Source organism: Streptomyces sp. NPDC018026 (genome assembly GCF_044327745.1).
Classification (GTDB): domain Bacteria; phylum Actinomycetota; class Actinomycetes; order Streptomycetales; family Streptomycetaceae; genus Streptomyces; species Streptomyces rubrogriseus.
The window spans coordinates 191,397-213,011 of sequence record NZ_JBIRFY010000010.1 but is presented as its reverse complement, the minus strand read 5'-3'; the positions used below and the strand labels follow the sequence as shown (position 1 = coordinate 213,011).

Sequence of the window (21,615 nt, the reverse complement as noted above, 5' to 3'; positions counted from 1 at the left end):
CCCGGGCCTAGACCCCGTACGTCACCCGTACCTCCTCGAAGCCGAGGGAGGTCAGCAGTCCCCGGAGCATGGCGGTGGTGTTGCTCTCGGCCCGCGCCTTCAGCTCACTGTCCTTCGCCGCGTCGCCGATGTGCCGGGCCGCGAGCTTCTGCACGGCCTGCTCGCCGTTCGGGTTGTCCGAGAACAGGTCGCCGAGCCGGTCGAGCAGCCCGCGCTGCTTGGAGACCGCGTAGGAACGGCCGGGGTCGAGCGCCGGTTCGCCCAGCGCGGCGTGCGGCAGCCGGAGCGTGGCCGAGGTCCGCGCGCCGTCGACCGTCACGTCCTCCTCGTCCACCTTCCCGAGGTCGACGAAGGCGTCGACGGTGCCGGCCCCGACGTACAGAGTGCGGGTGCCGCGGATCGCGTCGGGCAGGAACCTGGCGTCCTTCTCCAGGTCCACGACGACCTGGAAGTTGCCGGATGCGGCGTCGTAACGGCTGATGTCCTGGACGGACTTCAGCAGCGCGGGACCCGAACGGTCCCGGGTCTCGGAGCCGAACAGGTCCTTCAGCCCCGGTACGACACTCAGGCGCAGCCCCGCGAACAGCACGACGAGCACCAGCACCAGCGCGGTCAGCGCCTTCGCCCAGCCGGGTATGCGCCGCGCGGGCGTCTCGGCGGGGCTCGTGGGCTTCCTGACGGGAGTCGTCATGGCAACAGCCCTCCTTCCCACTCACCCGAATGCCCCCCGACTCCCGTGCCAGACACGGATGTTCCGCGCTTCAGCGGACGGTCCTCGCACGGGCGCGAGGACCAGACCGCCTCCCCGCGCGTCAGTCCCGGCAGCCGCAGCTCGGCCTCCCGAGCCCGCCGGGCCGGCAGCTCGCCGGTGACGATCCAGGCCGGATCGCCCCCCGTCGTTCCGGTGAAGTCCGCGCCCAGCGAGGCCAGCAGGGCCGTCACGGCGGCCAGCGTGTCCGCCGGGACCTCCGCCTCGAAGGCCTGGTACGGCTCGTGGAGCACGGTCCCGGCCCGGGCCAGGGCACGGCGCAGCACCAGCGCTGTCAGCCCGCGGAAGTCGGCGGCCGTGCTGAACACCGAGCTGAAGCCGGAGCGGACCAGCGTGACCCGGTAGTCGGTCACCGCCGCCCCGGTGAGCCCGGTCCGCAGCGTGGCGTGCACGGTCTCCTCGACGGCCTGGTGGAAGGCCCGGGGGAGCGCGCCGAGTTCCGTCTCGTACCCGAAGGCCCCGCCGGAGCCGCGCGGACCCGGCTCGACGCGCAGCCCGATCGTCGCGAAGTACCGGGTGTGGTCGAGCCACGGCATCTCCTCCGCGGCCTCACCGGTGCCCGCCGGACGCTCCAGGAACCGGACGCGGCCCGGCGTGAACTCCGCCTCGATCCCGAAGTCCTCGGCCAGTGTCGCCGCGAGCACCTCCATCTGGACCTCGCCGTACAGGAGCAGGGCGGTGGCGCCGGACGCCGCCGGACGGGCGTGCAGCAGCGGATCCTGGTCGGCCAGCGCCAGCAGCGCGGAGCGCAGCGGCGCCGCCTGCTCCGGGTGCCGGGCCCGGACCAGCGTCTGCAGGGTCGGTGGCGCGAACTGCGGTGCGCGGTCGGTCGATGCGCCGAGCCGGTCGCCCACGCGCAGGCCCCCGGGGACGGTGAGCGCGGCGATGTTCCCGGCGGTGAGCGTGGCGTCGCCGCCGACGACGTCGAGGCGGGTCACCCGGCCGGAGACCTCGGTGGTCCGCCCGTCGGACTCGCGCCGCAGGAAGGTGAGCCGCCGGCGCGGGCGCACCTCGCCGCCGTACAGCCTGAGGTACGCGGTGCGCTCACCGGCGGGTCCGCGGCGCACGGCGAAGACCGTGCCGCACGGTTCCGTGCCGCCGGACGTGCCCGGCGTGGTCGCCGGGACCAGGCCGAGCAGGCCCTCGACCAGCTCCGCGACGCCCTGTCCGCCGAGCGCGGAGCCGTGGTACAGCGGGTGGAACGAGCCGTCGGCGGTACGGGCGGCGAGGGCGCGGGCCACGTCCTGCCCGGTCGGCTCGGGGCCGTCGACCAGCGCGGCCAGGATCTCCGGGTCGACCTCGGCGAGCCCTTCCGCGGTCCGCCCGTCGGGCGGGCGGCGGGTGACCCGGGCGCGCGGCGTACCGGCGTCCGTCACCTCGGTCAGCGGCGCGACGTGCGGCGTCAGCAGGCGCCGGACGTCACCGAGCAGCGCGTCGGTGCGCGCGCCGGCCCGGTCGATCTTGTTGACGAACACGAGCGTGGGCAGCCGCAGCCGCCGCAGGGTGCGCATCAGGACGCGGGTCCGCGCCTGGACGCCCTCGACGGCGGACAGCAGCAGCACCGCGCCGTCGAGCACCTCCAGGGCCCGCTCGACCTCCGCGACGAAGTCGGAGTGTCCCGGGGTGTCGATCAGGTTGACGCGCGTGTCGCCGACGGTGAACGCGGCGACGGCGGAGCGGATGGTGATGCCGCGGCGGCGCTCGATGCCGCCGTCGTCCGTACGGGTGTCGCCGGCGTCGACGCTGCCGAGCCGGTCGACGGCGCCGTGGTCGAACAGGAGCCGTTCGGTGAGGCTGGTCTTACCCGCGTCGACGTGGGCCAGAATGCCGATGTTCAGGGTGCGCATGCGTGCAGGAGTCCTCGGGAGCCGTGGGCCGGAAGGGGCGCTGGGGGAATCCGAGGAGTCGGCGCATGCGGGGATCCTGACGTGAGGCGGGCCAAGGGAGTACGGACGGCGCCATCATGGCCCGGCGCCCCGGGCGCGACGCAACAGGATTTCCGTAAGCTGGTGATCCCGGCCGGACAGGATCACGCGAGGAGCGGTCGTGCGAGACATCGCCGTGTTCAGCGGTAGTGCCCACCCCGACCTGGCCGAGGAGGTCTGCGCGCAGCTGGGCGTGCCGCTCAGCCCCACCCGGGTCAGCCGGTTCGCCAACGACTGCCTGGAGGTCCAGCTGATGGCGAACTGCCGCGAGCGCGACGTGTTCCTCGTCCAGCCGCTGGTCACACCGGTCCAGGAGCACCTCGTCGAGCTGCTGCTGATGTGCGACGCGGCCCGCGGGGCGTCGGCCGGCCGCATCACGGTGGTCATGCCGCACTACTCCTACGCCCGCTCCGACAAGAAGGACGCCCCGCGCATCTCGCTGGGCGGGCGCCTGGTGGCCGACCTGCTGGTGGCGGCGGGGGCGAGCCGGGTCCTCGCCATGACCCTGCACTCGCCCCAGGTGCACGGCTTCTTCTCGGTCCCGGTCGACCACCTGCACGCGCTGCGGGAACTGGCCGCGCACTTCCGGCAGTACGACCTCTCCCGCGCGACCGTCGTCTCGCCGGACCTGGGCAACGCCAAGGAGGCCGCGGCGTTCGCCCGGATGCTCGGCGCCCAGGTGGCGGCCGGGGCGAAGCAGCGGTACGCGGACGACCGGGTCAGCATCAGCTCGGTGATCGGGGACGTCGCGGGACGGGACGTCATCGTGCTCGACGACGAGATCGCCAAGGGCAGCACGGTGCTGGAACTCCTCGACCGGCTCCGGGAGTCGGGCCCGCGCACCATCCGCCTCGCCTGCACGCACGGGCTGTTCGCGGCCGGTGCGCTGGGGCGGCTGAGCGAGCAGCCGGACGTGCTGGAGATCGTGTGCACCAACACCGTGCCGGTGCCGGTGGACGACCACACGGACAAGCTGCGGATCCTGTCCATCGCGCCGGCGCTCGCCGAGGCGGTGCGCCGCATCCACAACGGCGAGTCGGTCAGCGCCCTGTTCGACGCCCGGCCGGCCGGCTGACGCCGAGGGCCTCGTCCAGGGTCGGCCACGGCGGCAGCAGCCGCGCCAGGCCGGTGATCCGCAGCATGCGCAGGGTCAGCGCGTGGGTGCACACCAGGCGCACCTGCCCGCCCCCGTCGAGTACCTGGCTGCGGGCCCGGTACAGCAGGCGCAGCCCGGAGCAGTCGAAGAACTCGATGCCGCCGAGGTCCAGGACGACCCGGGCGCCGGGACGGCCCGTCTCCCGGTCCAGGTACGGGGCGATCTCCGCCACCGAGGCGATGTCGATCTCGCCCCGGAACTCCAGCACCGTGTGTCCCCGGTGGTGGCGCACCCGTAGGTGCCGGGTGGGCGACGCGGATTCCTGCCGCACGAACCTTGCCTCCAGCCTGTCGCGGCCTTTCCGGCCTGCTTCCGGGGGCTCAACTACCCAATCCGCTCGGAAAGTTACCCCGATCGAGCGAGTTTGAGCATGTTCGATTGACATATGTCACCGAAATCTCGGAGCCGTGCGAGCGTCCTCCGGTCAGGGATGACCGTCCGCCGGTCAGGGGGTGACCGTCCCCGGTGGACCGCTCAGTCGACCTCAAGGACGAGCTTGCCCGTGGTGCGGCCGGTCTCGCCCAGGGCGTGCGCCCGCGCCGCTTCGGCCAGCGGGAACGTCTGCGCGATCGTGGCGCGCAACCGTCCCGCCTCGACCAGGCGGGCGATCTCCTCCATACCGGCCCGGTCGGCGTCGACCAGCATCCGCACCGCCCGTACGCCCAGCCGGTCGGCCTCCTCGTAGAAGTCGTCCGACCCGACCGGCAGGATCGAGACCACCACCCCGCCCGGCCGCAGCACCCGCAGGGACCGCAGTGACGTCTCGCCGCCGATCGTGTCCAGGACGACGTCGACGTCCTTCACGGCCTCGGCGAAATCCGTCTCCCGGTAGTCGACGGTCTCGTCCGCCCCGAGGGAGCGCAGGAACTCGTGCTTGCCGGCGCTGGCCGTGCCGATCACCTGGGCGCCCCGTGCCTTGGCGATCTGCACCGCCACATGGCCCACACCACCGGCCGCCGCGTGGACGAGCACCCGCTGGCCCGGCCGCACCTCGGCGCGCTCCACCAGGGCCTGCCACGCCGTCAGCGAGACCAGGGGCAGGGCGCCGGCCTGGACGTGGTCGATCCCGGACGGCTTGGGCGTGAAGGTGCGCGCCGGGGCGGTGACGTACTCGGCGTGGGAACCATGGCCGAAGGGGTAGGACAGCATGCCGAAGACCTCGTCACCGGGCCGGAACGCGGCTACGCCGATCCCCACCGACTCCACCACGCCCGACACGTCCCAGCCCAGCACGAAGGGCGGTTCGCCGAGGAAGCCGCCGGTCGCCCGGTGCTTCCAGTCGGTCGGGTTCACCCCGGCGGCACGCACCCGTACCAGCACCTCGTTCGGGCGCGGCTCGGGGCGTTCGGGCCGCACCTCCTTCAGGACCTCGGGACCGCCGAGGACGTCCTGTCCGATGGCGCGCATGGTGTTCATCGAGACCTCGCAACTCGGGAGGGGCGGAGAGGGGAGGTAGTTGAGGGAGGAGAGGGAAGAGAGGGGAAGGGAGGAGAGGGAGAGGGTGGCTCGGTCCGCGACCCTACCGGCCGGTGGCCGCCCGCCGACTGTTTCCGCCGGGCCGGGATATCCGCAAGGTACAGGGCAGGGGGCACGACGCCCCGCGCCCGGAATCCTTCGGAGGAGACATGGCACTGGTCAACGCGGGCGTCGTGGTGCTCGACTGCGCCGAACCCGAGCGGCTCGCCGAGTTCTACAAGGGCCTGCTGGGCGCGGAGGAGAGCGACGTGAGCGCCAACCGGATCGAGATCGAGGGCCCCCGCGGTTTCCGCATGGCCTTCCGGCGGGACGGGAACGCCACCCCGCCCAGCTGGCCGCGCCCGGAGAACTCCCTCCAGGTCCACCTGGACTTCGTGGTGGCCGACCTGGACGAGGCGGAGCGCGCGATCGTGGGGCTCGGCGGACGTCCGGTGGAGGCGAAGGACCCGGCCGGCCCGCACGAGGAGCGCGGCTTCTCCGACCCGGCCGGCCACTCCTTCACGCTCCGCCGGACCCTCGCACCGACGGCACCCAAGCGGGGTTAGGGGGCGCCGGGCGGCGCGGGTCAGTCCCGGCCCGTCGCGGGGACCGGCCAGGAACCGGTCGAGCGCTGGATGGCCTTGGCGCCCGTACGGTCCACGGCGCTGCGCACCGCGGCGAAGATGGCGCCCTGGATCGCGGCCGCCAGCAGGATCTCGCCCCAGCCGCGGTCCGGGTCGAGGGCGTCGGGCGCGTCGTCCTCGTGCCGGATCACCTTCCAGGTCTTCTGGAACGTCATTCCGGCCAGCGTGCCGCCCAGCCAGCCGAGCGCGAACCCGACGGGCTTGTAGGCGAGGGGGAGCTTCTTCTTCTTTTTCTTCGCCGTCTTCGCCATGGGAATCTCCTTGCCTGGTGTGCGCTGAATGGTCGTACGGATCCCGGATCAGGGCCTGCCCCGCGCCGGTACCTCCTCCTCGGCCCGGGCCGGCCCCGGCGCGGTGCCCTCGCCGAACGGCCGCCCGCCCAGCTCCTGCCGGTGGTGGGGCGTGAGCCAGCCGGCCAGGTCCGGGCCCAGGGGCACGATGCCGGTCGGGTTGATGCCGGTGTGCACCTGGTAGTAGTGGCGCTTGATGTGGTCGAAGTCGACGGTGTCCCCGAATCCGGGCGTCTGGAACAGATCCCGGACGTATGCCCACAGCACCGGGTTCTCCGTCAGCTTCCAGCGGTTGCACTTGAAGTGCCCGTGGTAGACGGCGTCGAAGCGGACCAGCGTGGTGAACAGCCGGATGTCCGCCTCCGTGATCGTGTCCCCGACCAGGTAGCGCTGCCGTTCCAGTCGGGGCGTCAACTGCTCCAGCCGCCGGAACACACCGGCGCACGCCGCCTCGTACTCCTCCTGGCCGGTGGCGAAGCCCGCCCGGTACACCCCGTTGTTGACGTCCTCGTAGACGCCCGCCATCACCTCGTCGATCTCGTCGCGCAGGGCCCGCGGGTACAGGTCGGGCGCGCCCGGCCGGTGCAGCGCGGTCCACTCGGTCGCCAGGTCGAGGGTGATCTGCTGGTAGTCGTTGGTGACGAGCACCCCGCTGGGCACGTCCACGACCGCGGGCACGCTCACCCCGCCCGGGTAGCCGGTCTCCCGCCGGTCGTAGGCCTCGCTGAGGTAGCGGATGCCGAGGACCGGGTCGCGGCCGTCCGGGTCCAGCGTGAACCGCCAGCTGCGGTCGTCCTGGATCGGGTCGGCGACCGCCAGGGACAGGGCGTCCTCCAGACCGAGCAGCCGCCGGGAGACCAGGGCCCGGCTCGCCCACGGACAGGCGCGGCTCACCACCAGGCGGTAGCGGCCGGGCTCCACCGGCCAGCCGTCCCGGCCGTCCGCCGTGATCCGGTCCGCGAAGTGGCTCCGGGACCGTTTGAACGCCTTCTTCCCGTAGCCGCTGTTCCCGGGCGTCCCGTCGTCACCGCTCATGCCCCTGCCTGCCTTCCCGCCGTCCGAGTCGGTTGCTCCGTGCGTCCGTGCGTCCGTGCGTTGGTGCGTCCGTGTCCCGGACCGGCCGTGCGCCCTCGAACCGGTCCCTTGTAGAGGCGTTCCCCGTTTTCGCCGGTCGGCACTGGCGGCCACCCGCAAGGCGGGGTGTGCGCCGCGTCCGCCAAGGCGGTCGGCGGGTTCGTCGCGGGCGCCGAGGCGCTGCGCACGGTCGTCGCCGAGGGCATAAGAGGCGGCGGAAAGCCCCGCCGCGACGGGGGAACGCGGCGGGGCCTGAACGACGTGTTCCCGGAACCCGCCGGCCCATGCACGCCGGTCCGGGAATCTCGCGCGCGCCCGGTTCAGCCCGCGTGGGAGGGCTCCAGGACGAAGACGGGGATCTCCCGTTCCGTCTTCTTCTGGTAGTCGGCGTACGACGGAAACGCCGCGACGGCGCGCTCCCACCACTGGGCCTTCTCCGCGCCGGTGATCTCACGCGCCGTCATGTCCTGCTTCACCGGACCGTCCTGGAGCTCCACCCGGGGCTCGGCCTTCACGTTGAAGTACCAGACGGGGTGCTTGGGCGCCCCGCCCAGGGAGGCGACCACGGCATAGCTGCCCTCGTGCTCGACGCGCATCAGCGGCGTCTTGCGCAGCTTGCCGCTGCGCGCACCCCGGGTGGTCAGCACGATCACGGGCAGACCGGTGTCCATCAGCGTCGTGCCCTCGGTGCCGCCCGAGCTCTCGTACCGCTCGACCTGTTCGCGCACCCACTGCGTCGGGCTGGGTTCGTACTCGCCGTCTAGAGGCATGTGCATCCGTCCGTGTTCGTCGTGATGTGGGGCCGGCGGACCGGCGCGTTCCCATCCTTACCGCATTCCGCCCCCCGGACCCCGTGCCGCTCGGCCAGCCACGGGGCGCGACCGGGGCCGCGGGAGGCCGCGATCACGCCACGCGCGGCGCGGCGGAGAACGGCACGGAAGGGTCCTACCACCCCTGGAGCGGTGTTCCCCGGCCAGTCTGCCTCCGCCACCGATCTGGCCGAACTTGCCGTCGCCCCATAGGTGCCCCAGGCATCTAATGAAGATCGATCGGACGCACTCCTCGTCTGCGAGGTCTTCCATGACGGACACCGACACGACGACGAACACCCACCCGGCGCCCCCCGTCGCCTTCCCGCAGGACCGGACCTGTCCCTACCACCCGCCCGCCGCCTACGACCCGCTGCGCGCCGCCCGTCCACTGGCCCGGATCACGCTCTTCGACGGCCGCCCCGCCTGGCTGGTGACCGGGCACGCCGTCGCGCGCCGGCTGCTGGCCGACCAGCGCCTGTCGACCGACCGCACCCGCGACGGCTTCCCCGCCACGTCGGCGCGCCTGGCCGCCGTACGCGAGCGCAGGACCGCCCTGCTCGGCGTGGACGACCCCGAGCACCGCGTCCAGCGCAGGATGGTGCTCCCGGAGTTCACCCTGAAGCGCGCCGCCGCACTGCGTCCGAGCATCCGGCGGATCGTCGGCGAACGGCTCGACGCGATGATCGCGCAGGGCCCGCCCGCCGACCTGGTGACGGCCTTCGCGCTGCCCGTGCCCTCGATGGTGATCTGCGCGCTGCTCGGCGTCCCCTACGCCGACCACGAGTTCTTCGAGGAGCAGTCCCGCCGGCTGCTGCGCGGCCCGCTGCCCGCCGACACCAGGGACGCCCGCGACCGACTGGAGGCGTACCTGGGGGAGCTGGTCGACCGCAAGCGGCGGGAGCCCGGCGAGGGCCTGCTGGACGACCTGGTCCGGCGACAGGCGAGCGAGGGCGTGAGCGACCGCGAGCAGCTGATCGCCTTCGCGGTGATCCTCCTGGTCGCGGGCCACGAGACCACCGCCAACATGATCTCGCTGGGCACCTACACCCTCCTGACCAACCCCGGGCGGCTGGCCGAACTGCGTGCGGATCCCGCGCTGCTGCCCGGCGCCGTGGAGGAGCTGATGCGCGTCCTGTCGATCGCCGACGGGCTGCTGCGGATGGCCACCGAGGACATCGACGTGGACGGGCAGACCATCCGGGCCGGCGACGGGGTCGTCTTCTCCACCTCCGTCATCAACCGCGACGAGAGCGTCTACCCCGAACCGGACGCCCTCGACTGGCACCGCCCCGCCCGCCACCACGTCGCCTTCGGGTTCGGCATCCACCAGTGCCTCGGTCAGAACCTGGCCCGCGCCGAACTGGAGATCGCTCTTGAGAGCCTCTTCGGCCGGCTGCCCACGCTGCGTCTGGCGATCCCGGCGGACGAGATCCCCTTCAAACCCGGCGACACCATCCAGGGGATGCTGGAACTCCCCGTGGCCTGGTAGGAGGCTCCCGGCATGCGTATCGGCATCGACAAGGACACCTGCATCGGCGCGGGCCAGTGCGCCCTGACCGCCCCCGGCGTCTTCACCCAGGACGACGACGGCTACAGCACGCTCAGGCCCGGCCGGGAGGACGGCGGCGGCAGCGCGCTGGTCCGGGAGGCGGCCCGCGCCTGCCCCGTCGGCGCGATCACCGTTTCGGAGCGGGTCGGCTGACCCCGGCCGCGCCCAGCAGCACCCGTGCCGCCTCCCGTGCCTGACGCGCGGGCTCGGCATCGCCCGTCACGCCCGCCGTCACCATGGCGCCCTCCGCCAGCAGGAACAGCTGCCCGCCCAGCGCGGCGGGCAGCGCCGCGCCGGCCACCAGAGTGTCGAGGAAGGCGCGGAACGCCGCCTTGTGCGCCCGCACCCGCTCCGCCACGGCGGGTGAGGCGGGGCCGAGTTCGCCGTAGGCGTTGATCCAGGCGCAGCCGCGGAAACCCGGCTCCGCGAACCACACGCCGAGCCAGTCGAACACGGCCAGGACGCGCGCGCCGGGCTCCTCGTACCGGTCGACGTACTCGGCCAGCCGCCCCCGCCAGCGCACGTCGCGCCGGTCCAGACAGGCCACCACGAGCTGTTCCTTGGCCGGGAAGAGCTGGTAGAGGCGCTTGAGCGAGACGCCGGAGGCACCGCGGACCTCGTCCATGCCCACCGCCCGCACGCCCCGCGCGTAGAAGAGCCCCCCCGCCGCGTCCAGCGCCCGCTCCCGGGCGACCTCGCTGTCCATGGGGACCTCTTCCTTGACCGGAGAACGTGCGTTCTCCTACGGTAGCAGTCCAGTGGAGAACGCTCGTTCTCCACTGCTGCCCCTGGAGGTTCAGCCATGACGACGACCGACCGGCCGCCCCTGCCGCCGTTCACCCGGGAGACCGCCGAACGCAAGGTGCGGGCCGCCGAGGACGCCTGGAACACCCGCGACCCGCACAAGGTCGCCCTCGCGTACTCCGAGGACTCGGTCTGGCGCAACCGCGACGCCTTCTTCACCGGCCGCGCCGCCATCGTCGAGTTCCTGACCGCCAAGTGGGAGCGCGAGCGGCAGTACGCGCTGCGCAAGGACCTGTGGGCCTTCGACGGCAACCGCATCGCCGTCCGCTTCCGGTACGAGTCCCAGGACGCGGACGGCCAGTGGTGGCGCTCCTACGGCAACGAGCTGTGGGAGTTCGACGAGCACGGCCTGATGACCCGGCGCGAGGCGAGCATCAACGACGTGCCCATCGAGGAGGGCGACCGGCGCATCTTCGGCCCCAGGCCCGCCCAGTAGGGTTCGGGGGTGAGCGAACAGGCTGGAAGCGGCAAGGCCGCCCGACCCTTCCTCTACGTCGTCGTCTGCGCCGCGGGCGTGGCCGAAGGCGTGGTCGGGCTGATCGACGCGGCGCGGGGGCGCGGCTGGGAGGTCGGGGTCATAGCGACACCGGTCGCCATGGGCGGCTTCTTCGACACGGACGCCGTCGAGGCACGGACCGGCCGCCCGATCCGCTCGGCCTGGCGGACTCCCGGCGATCCGCGGCCCTTTCCGGCGCCCGACGCCGTCGTGGTCGCTCCGGCCACCTTCAACACCATCAACAAGTGGGCCGCGGGCCTGGCCGACACCCTCGCCGTGGCCACCCTGTGCGAGGCGAGCGGCCTGGGGGTCCCCGTCGCCGTCCTGCCGTGCGTGGGCGAGGCGCTGGCCTCCCACCCCGCCTACCGGGAGAGCCTGGCCCGGCTGCGCGGGATGGGGGTGCGCTTCGGCGACCCGCACGCCGGGAACACCGGGGACGCCGGTGACGCCGGGGACGCCGCGCAGGGCGGCGGCCGTCCGGAGTTCGGCTGGGAACAGGCCCTGGACCTGATCCAAGGGCGCTGACCCGGCCGGGGCCCGGGCCCGCGCGAAGACGTACGCTCGCCCCGGTAGCGATGATCGGCGAGGACAGGAGCAGCAACGATGCAGTACGTGAAGCTCGGTTCGACGGGTCTGGACGTGTCGCGGATCTGCCTGGGCTGCATGACCTACGGCGTGCCCGACCGCGGCACGCACGAGTGGACCCTCGACGAGGCAGCCTCGCGTCCGCTGATCCGGCAGGCGCTGGAGGCCGGCGTCACCTTCTTCGACACCGCCAACGTGTACTCCGACGGCACCAGCGAGGAGATCGTCGGCAAGGCGCTGGCCGACTTCGCCCGCCGCGACGACATCGTGCTCGCGACCAAGGTGAACGGCCGGATGCGCCCCGGGCCGAACGGCGCGGGACTGTCCCGCAAGGCGGTCATGACCGAGATCGACCACAGCCTGCGGCGCCTGGGCACGGACTACGTGGACCTCTACCAGATCCACCGCTTCGACCCGCACACCCCCGTCGAGGAGACGATGGAGGCGCTGCACGACCTGGTGAAGGCGGGCAAGGTTCGTTACATCGGGGCCAGTTCGATGTACGCCTGGCAGTTCTCCAAGATGCAGTACACCGCCGAGCGGCACGGCTGGACCCCGTTCGTGTCCATGCAGAACCACTACAACCTGGTCTACCGCGAGGAGGAGCGCGAGATGCTGCCCCTCTGCGCGGACCAGGGCGTCGGCGTGCTGCCCTGGAGCCCGCTCGCCCGCGGCCGCCTCACCCGCGACTGGGACACCGCCACCGGGCGCAGCGCCACCGACGACTTCGGCAGCACCCTGTACCAGGAGGGCGACCGCGCCGTGGTGGAGGCCGTCACCCGCATCGCCCAGGAGCGCGGCGTCCCGCGCGCCCAGGTGGCCCTGGCCTGGCTGCTGCACCAGGACACGGTGACCGCGCCGATCGTCGGCGCCTCCAGGCCGGGCCACCTCGAGGACGCCGTGGCGGCGGTCGAACTCGCGCTGAGCGAGAAGGAGATCGAGGAGCTGGAGCGGCCCTACGCGCCGCACCCGATCGCCGGTCACTGAGCGGGGGACCGGCACCCCCGGGCGCCGGTGCCGTGCCTCAGGGGCCGGTGCCCGCGTCCAGGGCGGTGACGGACACCGACGACGCGTTGCCGCCGACCGGGACCTCGCCGGCCGTCCACGTCACCTTCAACGGCTCCCGCTCGTCCGGCGGGGTGACGAGCAGCGCCGCCGGGGTGGCCGTGCGCGCGCCGCTGATCTGCGGACTGGAGAACGACAGCCCGGCCCACGCGCTCTCGCCCGGCGTCAGCGTGACCGTACCGGGGGAGCCGGGCGCGCACTCGGGGTCCGGACCGAGCTGCTTGCCGGACGCGTCCACGAAGGCGGCGCCCGGATAGCCGTACACCGTGCAGGTGCGGTCGGAGGTGTTGGTCAGCACGACGGGGAAGTTGCGCTGGCCGGCCCCCGGGTCCACGCGGCCGACGTCGGCCCGCAGTTCGGCGGTGTGGCAGCGGCCGTCGGTGCGGGCCGACGCGGAGGCCGAGCCCGCGGTGTCGGTGGGTGCGGCGCCGACCGCCGGTGCGCTCCCGCCGGACGTCGGGGTGCCGCCGCCCGAGTCCGCGACGGCCGTGCGGGCGGCCTCGCTGGGCCGCGGGGTGCCGCTCGACGTGCCGCTCTCGGTGCCGCACGCGGTCAGCAGGCCGAGCAGCGCGACGCCGCTCGCGAGCAGGGCCGTTTGGCGCAGCGGCTGGGACGTGTTCGCCATCGTTTCTCCACACTCCCGTCGGACTCGCCCGCGGCCACGGCGCGACCGGCACCGCAGGCCCCCGTACTGCGAGTGTCCCGCGCTGCGGCCCGGGAAACGAGGGGGCGCACTCCGCATCGGGGCGCGGGGCTCACGCCTCGTCGTCGAGCAGCCCCAGCTCCGCCCAGATCGTCTTGCCCTCGGCCGTGTGCCGGCTGCCCCAGCGCTGGGTGAGCTGAGCCACCAGGAGCAGACCGCGCCCGCCCTCGTCCCAGGTCCTGGCCCGGCGCAGGTGCGGCGCGGTGTGACTGGTGTCGGAGACCTCGCAGATCAGGGTGGCCGTGTCGTGGATCAGCCGGAGCCGGATCGGCGGGGAGCCGTACCGGATGGCGTTGGTGACCAGCTCGCTCACGACCAGCTCGGCGGTGAAGGTCGCCTCCAGCAGGTTCCAGTCGGAGAGCTGGTCCAGAACCTGCTTGCGCACCGGGGCGACCAGCGCGGGGTCGGCGGGGATGTCCCAGGTGGCGACCTGCCCGGCGGGCAGCCCCCGGGTCCGGGCCAGCAGCAGCGCCACGTCGTCGGCGGCGCTGCCCGACGGGAGGAGGCGGTGCAGCACCCGGTCGCAGACGGTGTCCAGGGAGTCGGCGGGGGCGGCCAGCGCCTCGCGCAGCAGCGCCTGGCCGGTGTCGGTGTCCCGGTCCCGGCTCTCGACCAGTCCGTCGGTGTACAGCGCCAGCACGCTGCCCTCGCGCAGCTCCAGCTCGGCCGACTCGAAGGGCAGTCCGCCCACGCCCAGCGGTGGCCCGGAGGGCAGCTCGACCAGCTCCGGCGGACCGTCCGGCGGGACCAGGACGGGCGCCGGATGTCCGGCCCGGGCCATGGAGCAGTGCCGCGACACCGGGTCGTACACCACGTACAGACACGTCGCGCCGACCTCGCCGGCCCGGTCGTCGCCGGACTCCTCGGACAGCCGGACGACCAGGTCGTCCAGGTGGGTGAGCAGCTCCTCGGGCGTCAGGTCGATGTCGGCGAGGGTGCGGACGGCGGTGCGCAGCCGGCCCATCGTGGCCGAGGCCGGGATGCCGTGGCCGACGACGTCCCCGACCACCATGGCGACCCGCATCCCGGACAGGGGGATGACGTCGAACCAGTCGCCGCCGACGCCCGAGCGGGCCGCGGGAAGGTAGCGGGAGGCCGCCTGCACCGCGGCGGTGGGCGGCAGCCACCGGGGGAGCAGACTGCGCTGCAGGGTCAGCGTGGCCTCGCGCTCGCGGGAGTAGCGGCGGGCGTTGTCGATGCAGACGGCGGCGCGGGCACTGACCTCCTCGGCCAGCAGCACGTCGTCGTGCGTGAACGGGTCGGGACGCCGGAACCGGGTGAAGACCGCGACGCCGAGGGTGGTGCCGCGGGCCTGGAGCGGCACCGACATCGTGGAGTGGATGCCGTACTCCTTCACCCGCCGCAGCCGGGCGGGGTCCCACTGGAGCCAGCGCTCCAGGTCGCCGTAGGCCTGCGAGGCCACGATCACCTGCCCGGAGAGCAGGCACTCGGCCTGGGGGGAGCCGGCCGGATAGACGTCCAGCTGTCCGGTCTCGGCCACCGCCGGCGGGAGGTCACCGGTGATCGACCGGTGCGCGGTGCGGCGCAGACCGACCGGTGGTTCGACCAGGGTGGCGGGTTCACCGCCGTGCTCGTGCGGGTCCAGCAGGTCGACGCTGACGAAGTCGGCCAGCGGCGGGACGCACACGTCCGCCAGCTCCTCGGCCGTACGGGTGACGTCGAGGGTGGTGCCGATGCGCACGCTGGCCTCGTTGACCAGTTGCAGCCGCTCGCGGGCGCGGTGCTGCTCCGTGAAGTCGTGGACGCTCACGCACACGCCGCACACCCGGCCGTCGGCGTCGGTCAGCGGCGCGATCCGGGCGTTCCACGCGTGGGCCCGGCTCTCGCCCCCCGCCTTGAGATGGGTCTGCAGGTCGTACCGGCGGCCGGAGGCCAGCACGCGCCGCATCCGGCGTTCCAGTTCCGCGTCCTGCGGCTGGATGCTGAAGTCGGTGGGCCGCAGACCGCGCACGCGATCGGACGGGAGCCCCAGCAGCCGCGCCATGGCGTTGTTGACCCCGCGCAGCAGGAGGCGGTCGTCGAAGATCATCATGGCGCAGGGAGCCTGGGCGAGCGCGGCTCTGACCAGCGGGTCGTCCTCCGGTTCGGGGCCGGGGTCCAGGGGGGAGACGGCGAGCCAGGTGACCGGGGCGCCGTCGGCCGCCGGTCTGCGGTGCGCGAGCACCCACGCCGACACGGTGTGTCCGTCGCGGTGGCGCAGGTCCAGGGTGCCGCACCACTGTGCGTCGTCGCTCCCCGGCGGTGCGCCGTCCAGGTCGCCCGCGAGCAGGTCGGCGGCGGGGCGCCCCACGACCTCGGCGGCACGGTGGCCGAGCAGCAGGCGGGCCCCCTCGTTCCACTCGACCAGGGTGCCGGAGCCGTCGACGACGGCGCGGGCCGTGGCGGCATCGTCGAACGGGTTGACCGGACTCATCGTCGCCACTCCATTGCGCACACTCACGGTGATCAGCGCGTCACCTTGTTTCCAGCCTAGTGGGTTCGGGCGCCGCGCGACCCGTACTCACCGTGCGCACGATGCCCGACCGCCCCGCGTGTCATCGGTCCGGTCCGGGCGGCACAGGACAGAAAGTGCTTTCCGCGGCCTTGACGGGCGCGTATGGCTCAACGTCAGAATCTGTTTGTTCACGATCGCTTGTGAGTACTTCTGATTTCCGATGAGCCTCGATGAGTTCTGATGAGGGAGATCCGTCATGACGGTCACGCGCAGATCGGTTCTGATCGCCTCCGCCGCCACGCCCGCGGCCGGGATGGCGCTCGCCGCCCCGTCGGCGTGGGCCGCGGACGCGACCGGCGGCTCGGCGGGCCGCAGCACCGTCGCCCTGCGGGACGGCTGGCGCTTCCGGCTGATCGACCCCGACGGTGCGGCCGAGGACGTCACGGACGCCGCCGACCCCGCCCACAACGACTCGGCGTGGCGCGAGGTCGCCGTCCCGCACGACTGGAGCATCGAGCAGGCGCCCACCACCGAGCACGGCACCACCAGCGGCACCGGCTTCCTGCCGGGTGGTCTCGGCTGGTACCGCCTCGCCTTCACGCTGCCGCCCGCCCTCGCCGGGAAGCGGATCTCGGTCGAGTTCGACGGCGTCTACATGGACTCCCGCGTCCACTGCAACGGCCGGGAGGTCGGCCACCACCCCTACGGCTACACCGGCTTCGCCCTCGACCTCACCGACCTGGTGCACACCGACGGCCGCACCGAGAACGTCCTCGCGGTGCGGGTGCGCAACCAACTGCCCAGCAGCCGCTGGTACTCCGGCAGCGGCATCTACCGCGAGGCCCGGCTGGTCGTCACCGAGCCGGTGCACGTACGCCGCTGGGGCACGTACGTCACCACGCCGCGGGTGGACGGGGAGAGCGCCGTGGTCCGGGTCCGGACCTCGGTGGTGAACGCCGCGGGTGCCGCGCGCGAGGTCGAGATCCGGTCGGCGGTGCGGGACGCGGACGGCCGCACCGTGGCCCGCACCGCCTCCACCGTGGACGTCACCGACGCGGCGTCCGAGACCCATGAACTCACCGTCGCACGCCCCCGGCTGTGGGACTTCGCGAACCCGCACCGCTACACCCTGCACACCGAACTGCGCGTGGGCGGCCGGACCGTGGACACGTACCGCACCCCGTTCGGCATCCGCACCTTCCACGTCGACCCGGAGGAGGGCTTCCACCTCAACGGCAGGTACGCCAAGATCAAGGGCGTCGACCTGCACCACGACCTCGGCGCGCTCGGCGCCGCCGTCAGCGCCGACGCGATCCGCCGCCAGATGGCCCTCATGAAGTCGATGGGCGTCAACGCCTTCCGCACCTCCCACAACCCGCCCTCGCCCGAGATGATCGAGGTCTGCGAGGAGATGGGCATCATCATGCTGGTGGAGGCCTTCGACTGCTGGCGCACCGGCAAGAACCGCTACGACTACGGACGGTTCTTCGACGAGTGGTGCGAGCGGGACGCCACCGAGATGGTGCTCGCGGCCCGCAACTCGCCCGCCGTCGTCATGTGGTCCATCGGCAACGAGGTCCCCGACTCCACCGCCACCGCCGGACTCGCCATGGCCGACCGGGTCATCGAGGCGATCCGCGCCGCCGACGCCACCCGCCCGCTGATCATCGGCTCCGACAAATACCGCCGGCTGCCCGCCAAGGGCTCCGCGGCCGACCTGATGCTGGCCAAGCTGGACGGGCTCGGCCTCAACTACAACACCGCCAAGTCGGTGGACGACCTGCACGCGGTCTACCCGCACCTGTTCCTCTTCGAGTCCGAGTCGTCCTCCGAGACCTCCACCCGCGGCACCTACCAGGAGCCGGAACACCTGAACACCGGCGAGAACCACACCCCGGGCGGGCGGGCCACCTCGTCCTACGACAACAACCTCGCCTCCTGGACGATGAGCGGCGAGTACGGGCACAAGAAGGACCGGGACCGCAAGTGGTTCGCCGGGCAGTTCCTGTGGTCCGGCATCGACTACATCGGGGAGCCCACGCCGTACGACGTCTTCCCGGTGAAGGCGTCCTTCTTCGGCGCGGTCGACACAGCCGGTTTCCCGAAGGACATGTACCACCTGTTCCGAAGCCAGTGGACGGACGAGCCGATGGTCCACCTGCTGCCGACGACGTGGAACCACCGCGAGGGCGACACCGTCGAGGTCTGGGCCTACACCAACGTCGACACCGTCGAGCTGTACCTGAACGGCAGGTCGCTCGGCACCCGCCGCTTCGACACCAAGAAGACCGTCGACGGCCGGACCTACCTGGAGACCACCGAGGCCACCGGCGACGACAAGACCTTCACCGACGGCCCCTACCCCGGCAGCTACACGAGTCCGAACGGCAGCGCGGGCAAACTGCACCTGACCTGGAGGGTGCCCTTCGAGGCCGGAGAGCTGAAGGCCGTCGCCCGGCGCGGCGGCAGGACGGTGGCCACCGACGTCCTGCGCACCGCCCGGGCGCCGCACGCCCTGCGCCTCACCCCGGACCGCGAGTCCGTCGACGCGGACGGCCGCTCCCTGGTCTTCGTGACCGCCGAGGTGGTCGACCGGCACGGCGTGGTGGTGCCCGGCGCCGAGCACCTGATCTCCTTCGACGTGGCGGGCGGCTCGCTCGCCGGAGTCGACAACGGCCGCCAGGAGAGCGCCGAGCGCTACCAGGCGAGCACCCGCACCGCCTTCCACGGCAAGGCGCTCGCGATCGTCCGGTCCGGCACCCGGCCGGGCACGGTACGCGTGACCGCGCGTGCGGACGGCCTGCGCACGGACGCGGCGGCGGTGCGGGCCCGGCGGGCCCCGGACCCGGCGACCACACCGGCCCCGGAGTTCCGCCCCGGGCACCCGGCGCCCGTGGAGCACCCGCACGCGGACGCGAGTTATTCGGGCCGGCCCGACACGCTCCCCGCCGCCGTGCTCGACGGCGACCCGGCCACCGGGTGGTCCAACGGCTTCCACAAGGCGGCCACCGCCCTGCTGCCCGCCTTCGACGGGGCCCGCGCCGAGGACTGGATCTCGGTCGACCACGGGCGCACGCGCACCTACGACCGGGTCGAGGTCTCCTTCACCGTGGACGACGGGCACAGCCTGCCCACGGCCGTCGAGGTCGCAGTCTGGGACGGCCGTGCCTGGCGTGCGGCCACGGAGGTGCGGACCGAGTGGGCCACCGCCTCCGACGCGCCCACGGTCATCGGCTTCCGTCCGCTGCGCGGGTCCCGGATCCGCCTCACGCTGACCAGCCGTCACCCCGGCGAGGCACGGGGAGCGGTCCGGGTCAGCCGTCTGGAGGCACCCGCCGCCTGAACCGCCGTACCCACGGACCGCGCGGTCCGGACGGGAACCGGTCGGAAAAACCGGTCCCGTCCGGACCGTTGACGGCATGTCATGTCTGCCACAAGCATGTCCTGCGACCGCATTTGGGAGCGCTCCCATTCCCGGCGAGCGCCACCTCCCCCGAGGAGCCCGGACGTGAAAAGACGCAGAACCGCGCTCGTCTCCCTGACGGCCCTGCTGGCGGCGGCCGTCACCGCGCTGCCCGCCGCCCCGGCCGGCGCCGAGGAGACCGAGCAGGTCAGGAACGGCACCTTCGACAACGGCACCGACTCCTGGTGGACGAGCAGCAACGTCACCGGCGCCGTGACCGACGGCCGGCTGTGCGCCGACGCCCCCGGCGGCACCACCAACCGCTGGGACGCGGCCCTCGGCCAGAACGACGTCACCCTGGTCGCGGGGGAGTCGTACAAGTTCTCCTTCACCGCCACCGGTACGCCCGCCGACCACGTGGTCCGGGCGATCGTCGGCCTCTCGGTGTCCCCGTACGACACCTACTTCGAGGTCAGCCCGCAGCTGAGCGTCTCGGGCAACACCTACTCGTACACCTTCACCTCGCCGGTCGACACCGCCCAGGGCCAGGTCGGCTTCCAGCTCGGCGGCACGCCCGACGCCTGGCGGTTCTGCGTGGACGACGTGTCCCTGCTGGGCGGCGTGGCACCGGAGCCGTACGTGCCGGACACCGGGCCGCGGGTGCGGGTGAACCAGGTCGCCTACCTGCCGTCGGGGCCGAAGAACGCCACCCTCGTCACCGACGCGACCTCGCGCCTGCGCTGGCAGCTGAAGAACGACGGCGGACGGGTCGTCGCCCACGGCTGGAGCGAGCCGCGCGGCGTCGACGCCTCCTCCGGGCAGAACGTCCACTCCATCGACTTCGGCCGCTACAAGAAGCGCGGCGAGGGCTACACCCTGGTCGCCGACGGCGAGACCAGCCGCCCCTTCGACATCGGCACCGCCGCCTACGAACGGCTGCGCCTGGACTCGGCGAAGTACTACTACACACAGCGCAGCGGCGTCGCCATCAGCGACGAACTGCGCCCGGGCTACGGCCGCCCGGCCGGACACATGGGCACGGCACCCAACCAGGGCGACACCGAGGTGCCCTGCCAACCCGGTGTGTGCGACTACACCCTCGACGTCTCCGGCGGCTGGTACGACGCGGGCGACCACGGCAAGTACGTCGTCAACGGAGGCATCTCCACCTGGGAGCTGCTCAGCACCTACGAGCGCTCGCTGCACGCCCGCACGGGGGAGCCCCGCAAGCTGGGCGACGGCTCGCTCGACATCCCCGAGAGCGGCAACAGGGTGCCGGACATCCTCGACGAGGCCCGCTGGGAGCTGGACTTCCTGCTGAAGATGCAGGTGCCGGAGGGACAGCCACTGGCCGGGATGGCGCACCACAAGATCCATGACGAGCAGTGGACCGGGCTGCCGCTGCTGCCCAGCGACGACCCGCAGAAGCGCGAACTGCACCCGCCGACCACCGCGGCGACCCTCAACCTGGCGGCGACGGCCGCGCAGGCCGCCCGCCTGTACCGCCCCTACGACCGGGAGTTCGCCGCGAAGGCGCTCGACGCGGCCCGCACCGCCTGGACCGCCGCACTCGCCCACCCGGACCTGCTCGCCGACGAGAGCGACGGCATCGGCGGCGGCGCCTACCCCGACAACGAGGTCGCCGACGAGTTCTACTGGGCCGCGGCCGAGCTGTACCTGACGACGGGGGAGCGGGACTTCAGGGACCACGTGCTGAACTCCCCGGTCCACACCGCCGACATCTTCGGCCCGATCGGATTCGACTGGGCGCGCACCGCGGCCGCCGCCCGCCTCGACCTGGCGACCGTCCCCAGCCGGCTCCCCGGCCGCGACCACGTCCGCCGCTCCGTCGTCCGGGGCGCCGACGGCTACCTGGCCACGCTGAAGGCCCATCCGTACGGCATGCCCTACGCCCCCGAGGGCAACGTGTACGACTGGGGCTCCAGCCACCAGATCCTGAACAACGCGGTCGTCCTCGCCACCGCCTACGACATCACCGGCGGCTCCAAGTACCGTGACGGCGCCGTCCAGAGCATGGACTACATCCTGGGCCGCAACGCCCTGAACATGTCGTACGTCACGGGATACGGCGAGGTCAACGCGCACAACCAGCACAGCCGCTGGTACGCCCACCAGCTCGACCCCGCCCTGCCAGCGCCGCCCGACGGCACCCTGTCCGGCGGTCCGAACTCGAGCATCCAGGACCCCTACGCGCAGAGCAAACTCCAGGGCTGCGTCGGCCAGTTCTGCTTCATCGACGACATCCAGTCCTGGTCGACCAACGAGCACACGATCAACTGGAACGCCGCGCTGGCCCGGATGGCCTCCTTCGTGGCGGACCAGGGATGACCGGCTGACCCCTGCGCCCTGCCTCCGAGGGCCGCACCGCTTCCGCGGGAGAATGCGGAAAGCCGGTGCGGCCCTCTCGGC

19 protein-coding genes are annotated in these 21,615 nt (G+C 72.9%); 9 read left to right on the top strand and 10 right to left on the bottom strand.

The annotated features are described in order from the left end of the window. Positions 1-7: 7 nt before the first annotated feature. A complete protein-coding gene (locus ACH4D3_RS28540) occupies positions 8-691 on the bottom strand; it encodes a DUF4230 domain-containing protein (protein WP_398327639.1) in 684 nt (227 codons plus the stop codon). Further along, positions 688-2,616: a tetracycline resistance ribosomal protection protein Otr(A) gene (gene otr(A), locus ACH4D3_RS28535; RefSeq protein WP_398327636.1), complete on the bottom strand. Its 1,929-nt coding sequence runs from the start codon at positions 2,614-2,616 to the stop codon at positions 688-690. Before otr(A) ends, ACH4D3_RS28540 begins: the two co-directional genes overlap by 4 nt. Positions 2,617-2,815: 199 nt before the next feature. On the opposite strand from otr(A), the gene ACH4D3_RS28530 reads away from it, so the two are divergent. Then, positions 2,816-3,769 carry a ribose-phosphate diphosphokinase gene (locus tag ACH4D3_RS28530; protein WP_398327633.1) on the top strand — a complete coding sequence of 318 codons (954 nt, stop codon included), beginning with the start codon at positions 2,816-2,818 and terminating at the stop codon, positions 3,767-3,769. On the opposite strand, the gene ACH4D3_RS28525 is transcribed toward ACH4D3_RS28530, so the two are convergent. Then, positions 3,735-4,121 carry an anti-sigma factor antagonist gene (locus ACH4D3_RS28525; protein WP_398327630.1) on the bottom strand — a complete coding sequence of 129 codons (387 nt, stop codon included), beginning with the start codon at positions 4,119-4,121 and terminating at the stop codon, positions 3,735-3,737. The genes ACH4D3_RS28530 and ACH4D3_RS28525 overlap by 35 nt on opposite strands. A 203-nt stretch (positions 4,122-4,324) precedes the next feature. Further along, the gene (locus ACH4D3_RS28520) at positions 4,325-5,266 is read right to left on the bottom strand and encodes an NADP-dependent oxidoreductase (RefSeq protein WP_398327627.1); all 942 of its coding nucleotides are present in this window, start codon (positions 5,264-5,266) and stop codon (positions 4,325-4,327) included. A 209-nt stretch (positions 5,267-5,475) separates the two neighbouring features. Between ACH4D3_RS28520 and ACH4D3_RS28515 the strand changes: the two genes are divergently transcribed. After that, on the top strand, positions 5,476-5,871 hold the full coding sequence (locus ACH4D3_RS28515; protein WP_398327624.1) for a VOC family protein: 396 nt from the start codon (positions 5,476-5,478) through the stop codon (positions 5,869-5,871). A 20-nt stretch (positions 5,872-5,891) separates the two neighbouring features. On the opposite strand, the gene ACH4D3_RS28510 is transcribed toward ACH4D3_RS28515, so the two are convergent. The 3 genes from ACH4D3_RS28510 to ACH4D3_RS28500 all read right to left on the bottom strand — a co-directional run bounded on the left by ACH4D3_RS28510 (position 5,892) and on the right by ACH4D3_RS28500 (position 8,083). Continuing rightward, positions 5,892-6,200: a DUF4235 domain-containing protein gene (locus ACH4D3_RS28510; RefSeq protein ID WP_398327622.1), complete on the bottom strand. Its 309-nt coding sequence runs from the start codon at positions 6,198-6,200 to the stop codon at positions 5,892-5,894. Positions 6,201-6,248: 48 nt separating this feature from the next. Then, a complete protein-coding gene (locus ACH4D3_RS28505; protein ID WP_398327619.1) occupies positions 6,249-7,274 on the bottom strand; it encodes a glutathione S-transferase family protein in 1,026 nt (341 codons plus the stop codon). 359 nt (positions 7,275-7,633) lie between these two features. After that, positions 7,634-8,083 carry a nitroreductase family deazaflavin-dependent oxidoreductase gene (locus ACH4D3_RS28500; protein WP_398327839.1) on the bottom strand — a complete coding sequence of 150 codons (450 nt, stop codon included), beginning with the start codon at positions 8,081-8,083 and terminating at the stop codon, positions 7,634-7,636. Positions 8,084-8,393: 310 nt separating this feature from the next. On the opposite strand from ACH4D3_RS28500, the gene ACH4D3_RS28495 reads away from it, so the two are divergent. Then, positions 8,394-9,614: a cytochrome P450 gene (locus ACH4D3_RS28495; RefSeq protein WP_398327616.1), complete on the top strand. Its 1,221-nt coding sequence runs from the start codon at positions 8,394-8,396 to the stop codon at positions 9,612-9,614. 12 nt (positions 9,615-9,626) lie between these two features. After that, positions 9,627-9,827 (top strand): ferredoxin, encoded by a 201-nt coding sequence (locus ACH4D3_RS28490; protein ID WP_115740476.1) that lies wholly within the window; start codon positions 9,627-9,629, stop codon positions 9,825-9,827. Here ACH4D3_RS28490 and ACH4D3_RS28485 read toward each other — a convergent pair. After that, entirely contained in the window at positions 9,802-10,380 is a 579-nt protein-coding gene (locus tag ACH4D3_RS28485; RefSeq protein ID WP_398327612.1) for a TetR/AcrR family transcriptional regulator, read from the bottom strand. The genes ACH4D3_RS28490 and ACH4D3_RS28485 overlap by 26 nt on opposite strands. Before the next feature lie 96 nt (positions 10,381-10,476). Between ACH4D3_RS28485 and ACH4D3_RS28480 the strand changes: the two genes are divergently transcribed. From ACH4D3_RS28480 to ACH4D3_RS28470, 3 genes are all read left to right on the top strand, one after another. Then, positions 10,477-10,914 carry a nuclear transport factor 2 family protein gene (locus ACH4D3_RS28480; RefSeq protein WP_398327609.1) on the top strand — a complete coding sequence of 146 codons (438 nt, stop codon included), beginning with the start codon at positions 10,477-10,479 and terminating at the stop codon, positions 10,912-10,914. Between the two features lie 9 nt (positions 10,915-10,923). Next, positions 10,924-11,499 (top strand): flavoprotein, encoded by a 576-nt coding sequence (locus tag ACH4D3_RS28475; protein ID WP_398327606.1) that lies wholly within the window; start codon positions 10,924-10,926, stop codon positions 11,497-11,499. Positions 11,500-11,577: 78 nt separating this feature from the next. Beyond that, positions 11,578-12,546 (top strand): aldo/keto reductase, encoded by a 969-nt coding sequence (locus ACH4D3_RS28470; protein WP_398327603.1) that lies wholly within the window; start codon positions 11,578-11,580, stop codon positions 12,544-12,546. 37 nt (positions 12,547-12,583) lie between these two features. Here the strand turns inward: ACH4D3_RS28470 and ACH4D3_RS28465 are convergent, their stop codons facing one another. Together ACH4D3_RS28465 and ACH4D3_RS28460 are read right to left on the bottom strand one after the other, a co-directional pair. Next, positions 12,584-13,249, bottom strand: coding sequence for a DUF4232 domain-containing protein (locus ACH4D3_RS28465; RefSeq protein WP_398327600.1), 666 nt, complete (start codon positions 13,247-13,249; stop codon positions 12,584-12,586). Positions 13,250-13,379: 130 nt separating this feature from the next. Further along, on the bottom strand, positions 13,380-15,761 hold the full coding sequence (locus tag ACH4D3_RS28460) for a SpoIIE family protein phosphatase (RefSeq protein ID WP_398327597.1): 2,382 nt from the start codon (positions 15,759-15,761) through the stop codon (positions 13,380-13,382). Positions 15,762-16,038: 277 nt separating this feature from the next. Here ACH4D3_RS28460 and ACH4D3_RS28455 point away from each other — a divergent pair, with 277 nt between their 5' ends. Together ACH4D3_RS28455 and ACH4D3_RS28450 are read left to right on the top strand one after the other, a co-directional pair. Next, positions 16,039-19,125, top strand: a complete 3,087-nt coding sequence (locus ACH4D3_RS28455) for a glycoside hydrolase family 2 TIM barrel-domain containing protein (RefSeq protein WP_398327594.1) — start codon at positions 16,039-16,041, stop codon at positions 19,123-19,125. 165 nt (positions 19,126-19,290) lie between these two features. Beyond that, positions 19,291-21,534 (top strand): cellulase, encoded by a 2,244-nt coding sequence (locus tag ACH4D3_RS28450; RefSeq protein WP_398327591.1) that lies wholly within the window; start codon positions 19,291-19,293, stop codon positions 21,532-21,534. Positions 21,535-21,615 lie beyond the last annotated feature (81 nt).

Bases quoted from the DNA above. Each gene is read 5' to 3' on its own strand.
- ACH4D3_RS28490 (WP_115740476.1), top strand. From the start codon at position 9,627: ATGCGTATCGGCATCGACAAGGACACCTGCATCGGCGCGGGCCAGTGC.
- ACH4D3_RS28485 (WP_398327612.1), bottom strand. From the start codon at position 10,380: ATGGACAGCGAGGTCGCCCGGGAGCGGGCGCTGGACGCGGCGGGGGGG.
- ACH4D3_RS28465 (WP_398327600.1), bottom strand. From the start codon at position 13,249: ATGGCGAACACGTCCCAGCCGCTGCGCCAAACGGCCCTGCTCGCGAGC.
- ACH4D3_RS28520 (WP_398327627.1), bottom strand. From the start codon at position 5,266: ATGAACACCATGCGCGCCATCGGACAGGACGTCCTCGGCGGTCCCGAG.
- ACH4D3_RS28500 (WP_398327839.1), bottom strand. From the start codon at position 8,083: ATGCCTCTAGACGGCGAGTACGAACCCAGCCCGACGCAGTGGGTGCGC.
- ACH4D3_RS28495 (WP_398327616.1), top strand. From the start codon at position 8,394: ATGACGGACACCGACACGACGACGAACACCCACCCGGCGCCCCCCGTC.
- ACH4D3_RS28515 (WP_398327624.1), top strand. From the start codon at position 5,476: ATGGCACTGGTCAACGCGGGCGTCGTGGTGCTCGACTGCGCCGAACCC.
- ACH4D3_RS28510 (WP_398327622.1), bottom strand. From the start codon at position 6,200: ATGGCGAAGACGGCGAAGAAAAAGAAGAAGAAGCTCCCCCTCGCCTAC.
- ACH4D3_RS28455 (WP_398327594.1), top strand. From the start codon at position 16,039: ATGACGGTCACGCGCAGATCGGTTCTGATCGCCTCCGCCGCCACGCCC.
- ACH4D3_RS28540 (WP_398327639.1), bottom strand. From the start codon at position 691: ATGACGACTCCCGTCAGGAAGCCCACGAGCCCCGCCGAGACGCCCGCG.
- ACH4D3_RS28505 (WP_398327619.1), bottom strand. From the start codon at position 7,274: ATGAGCGGTGACGACGGGACGCCCGGGAACAGCGGCTACGGGAAGAAG.
- ACH4D3_RS28480 (WP_398327609.1), top strand. From the start codon at position 10,477: ATGACGACGACCGACCGGCCGCCCCTGCCGCCGTTCACCCGGGAGACC.
- ACH4D3_RS28470 (WP_398327603.1), top strand. From the start codon at position 11,578: ATGCAGTACGTGAAGCTCGGTTCGACGGGTCTGGACGTGTCGCGGATC.
- ACH4D3_RS28460 (WP_398327597.1), bottom strand. From the start codon at position 15,761: ATGAGTCCGGTCAACCCGTTCGACGATGCCGCCACGGCCCGCGCCGTC.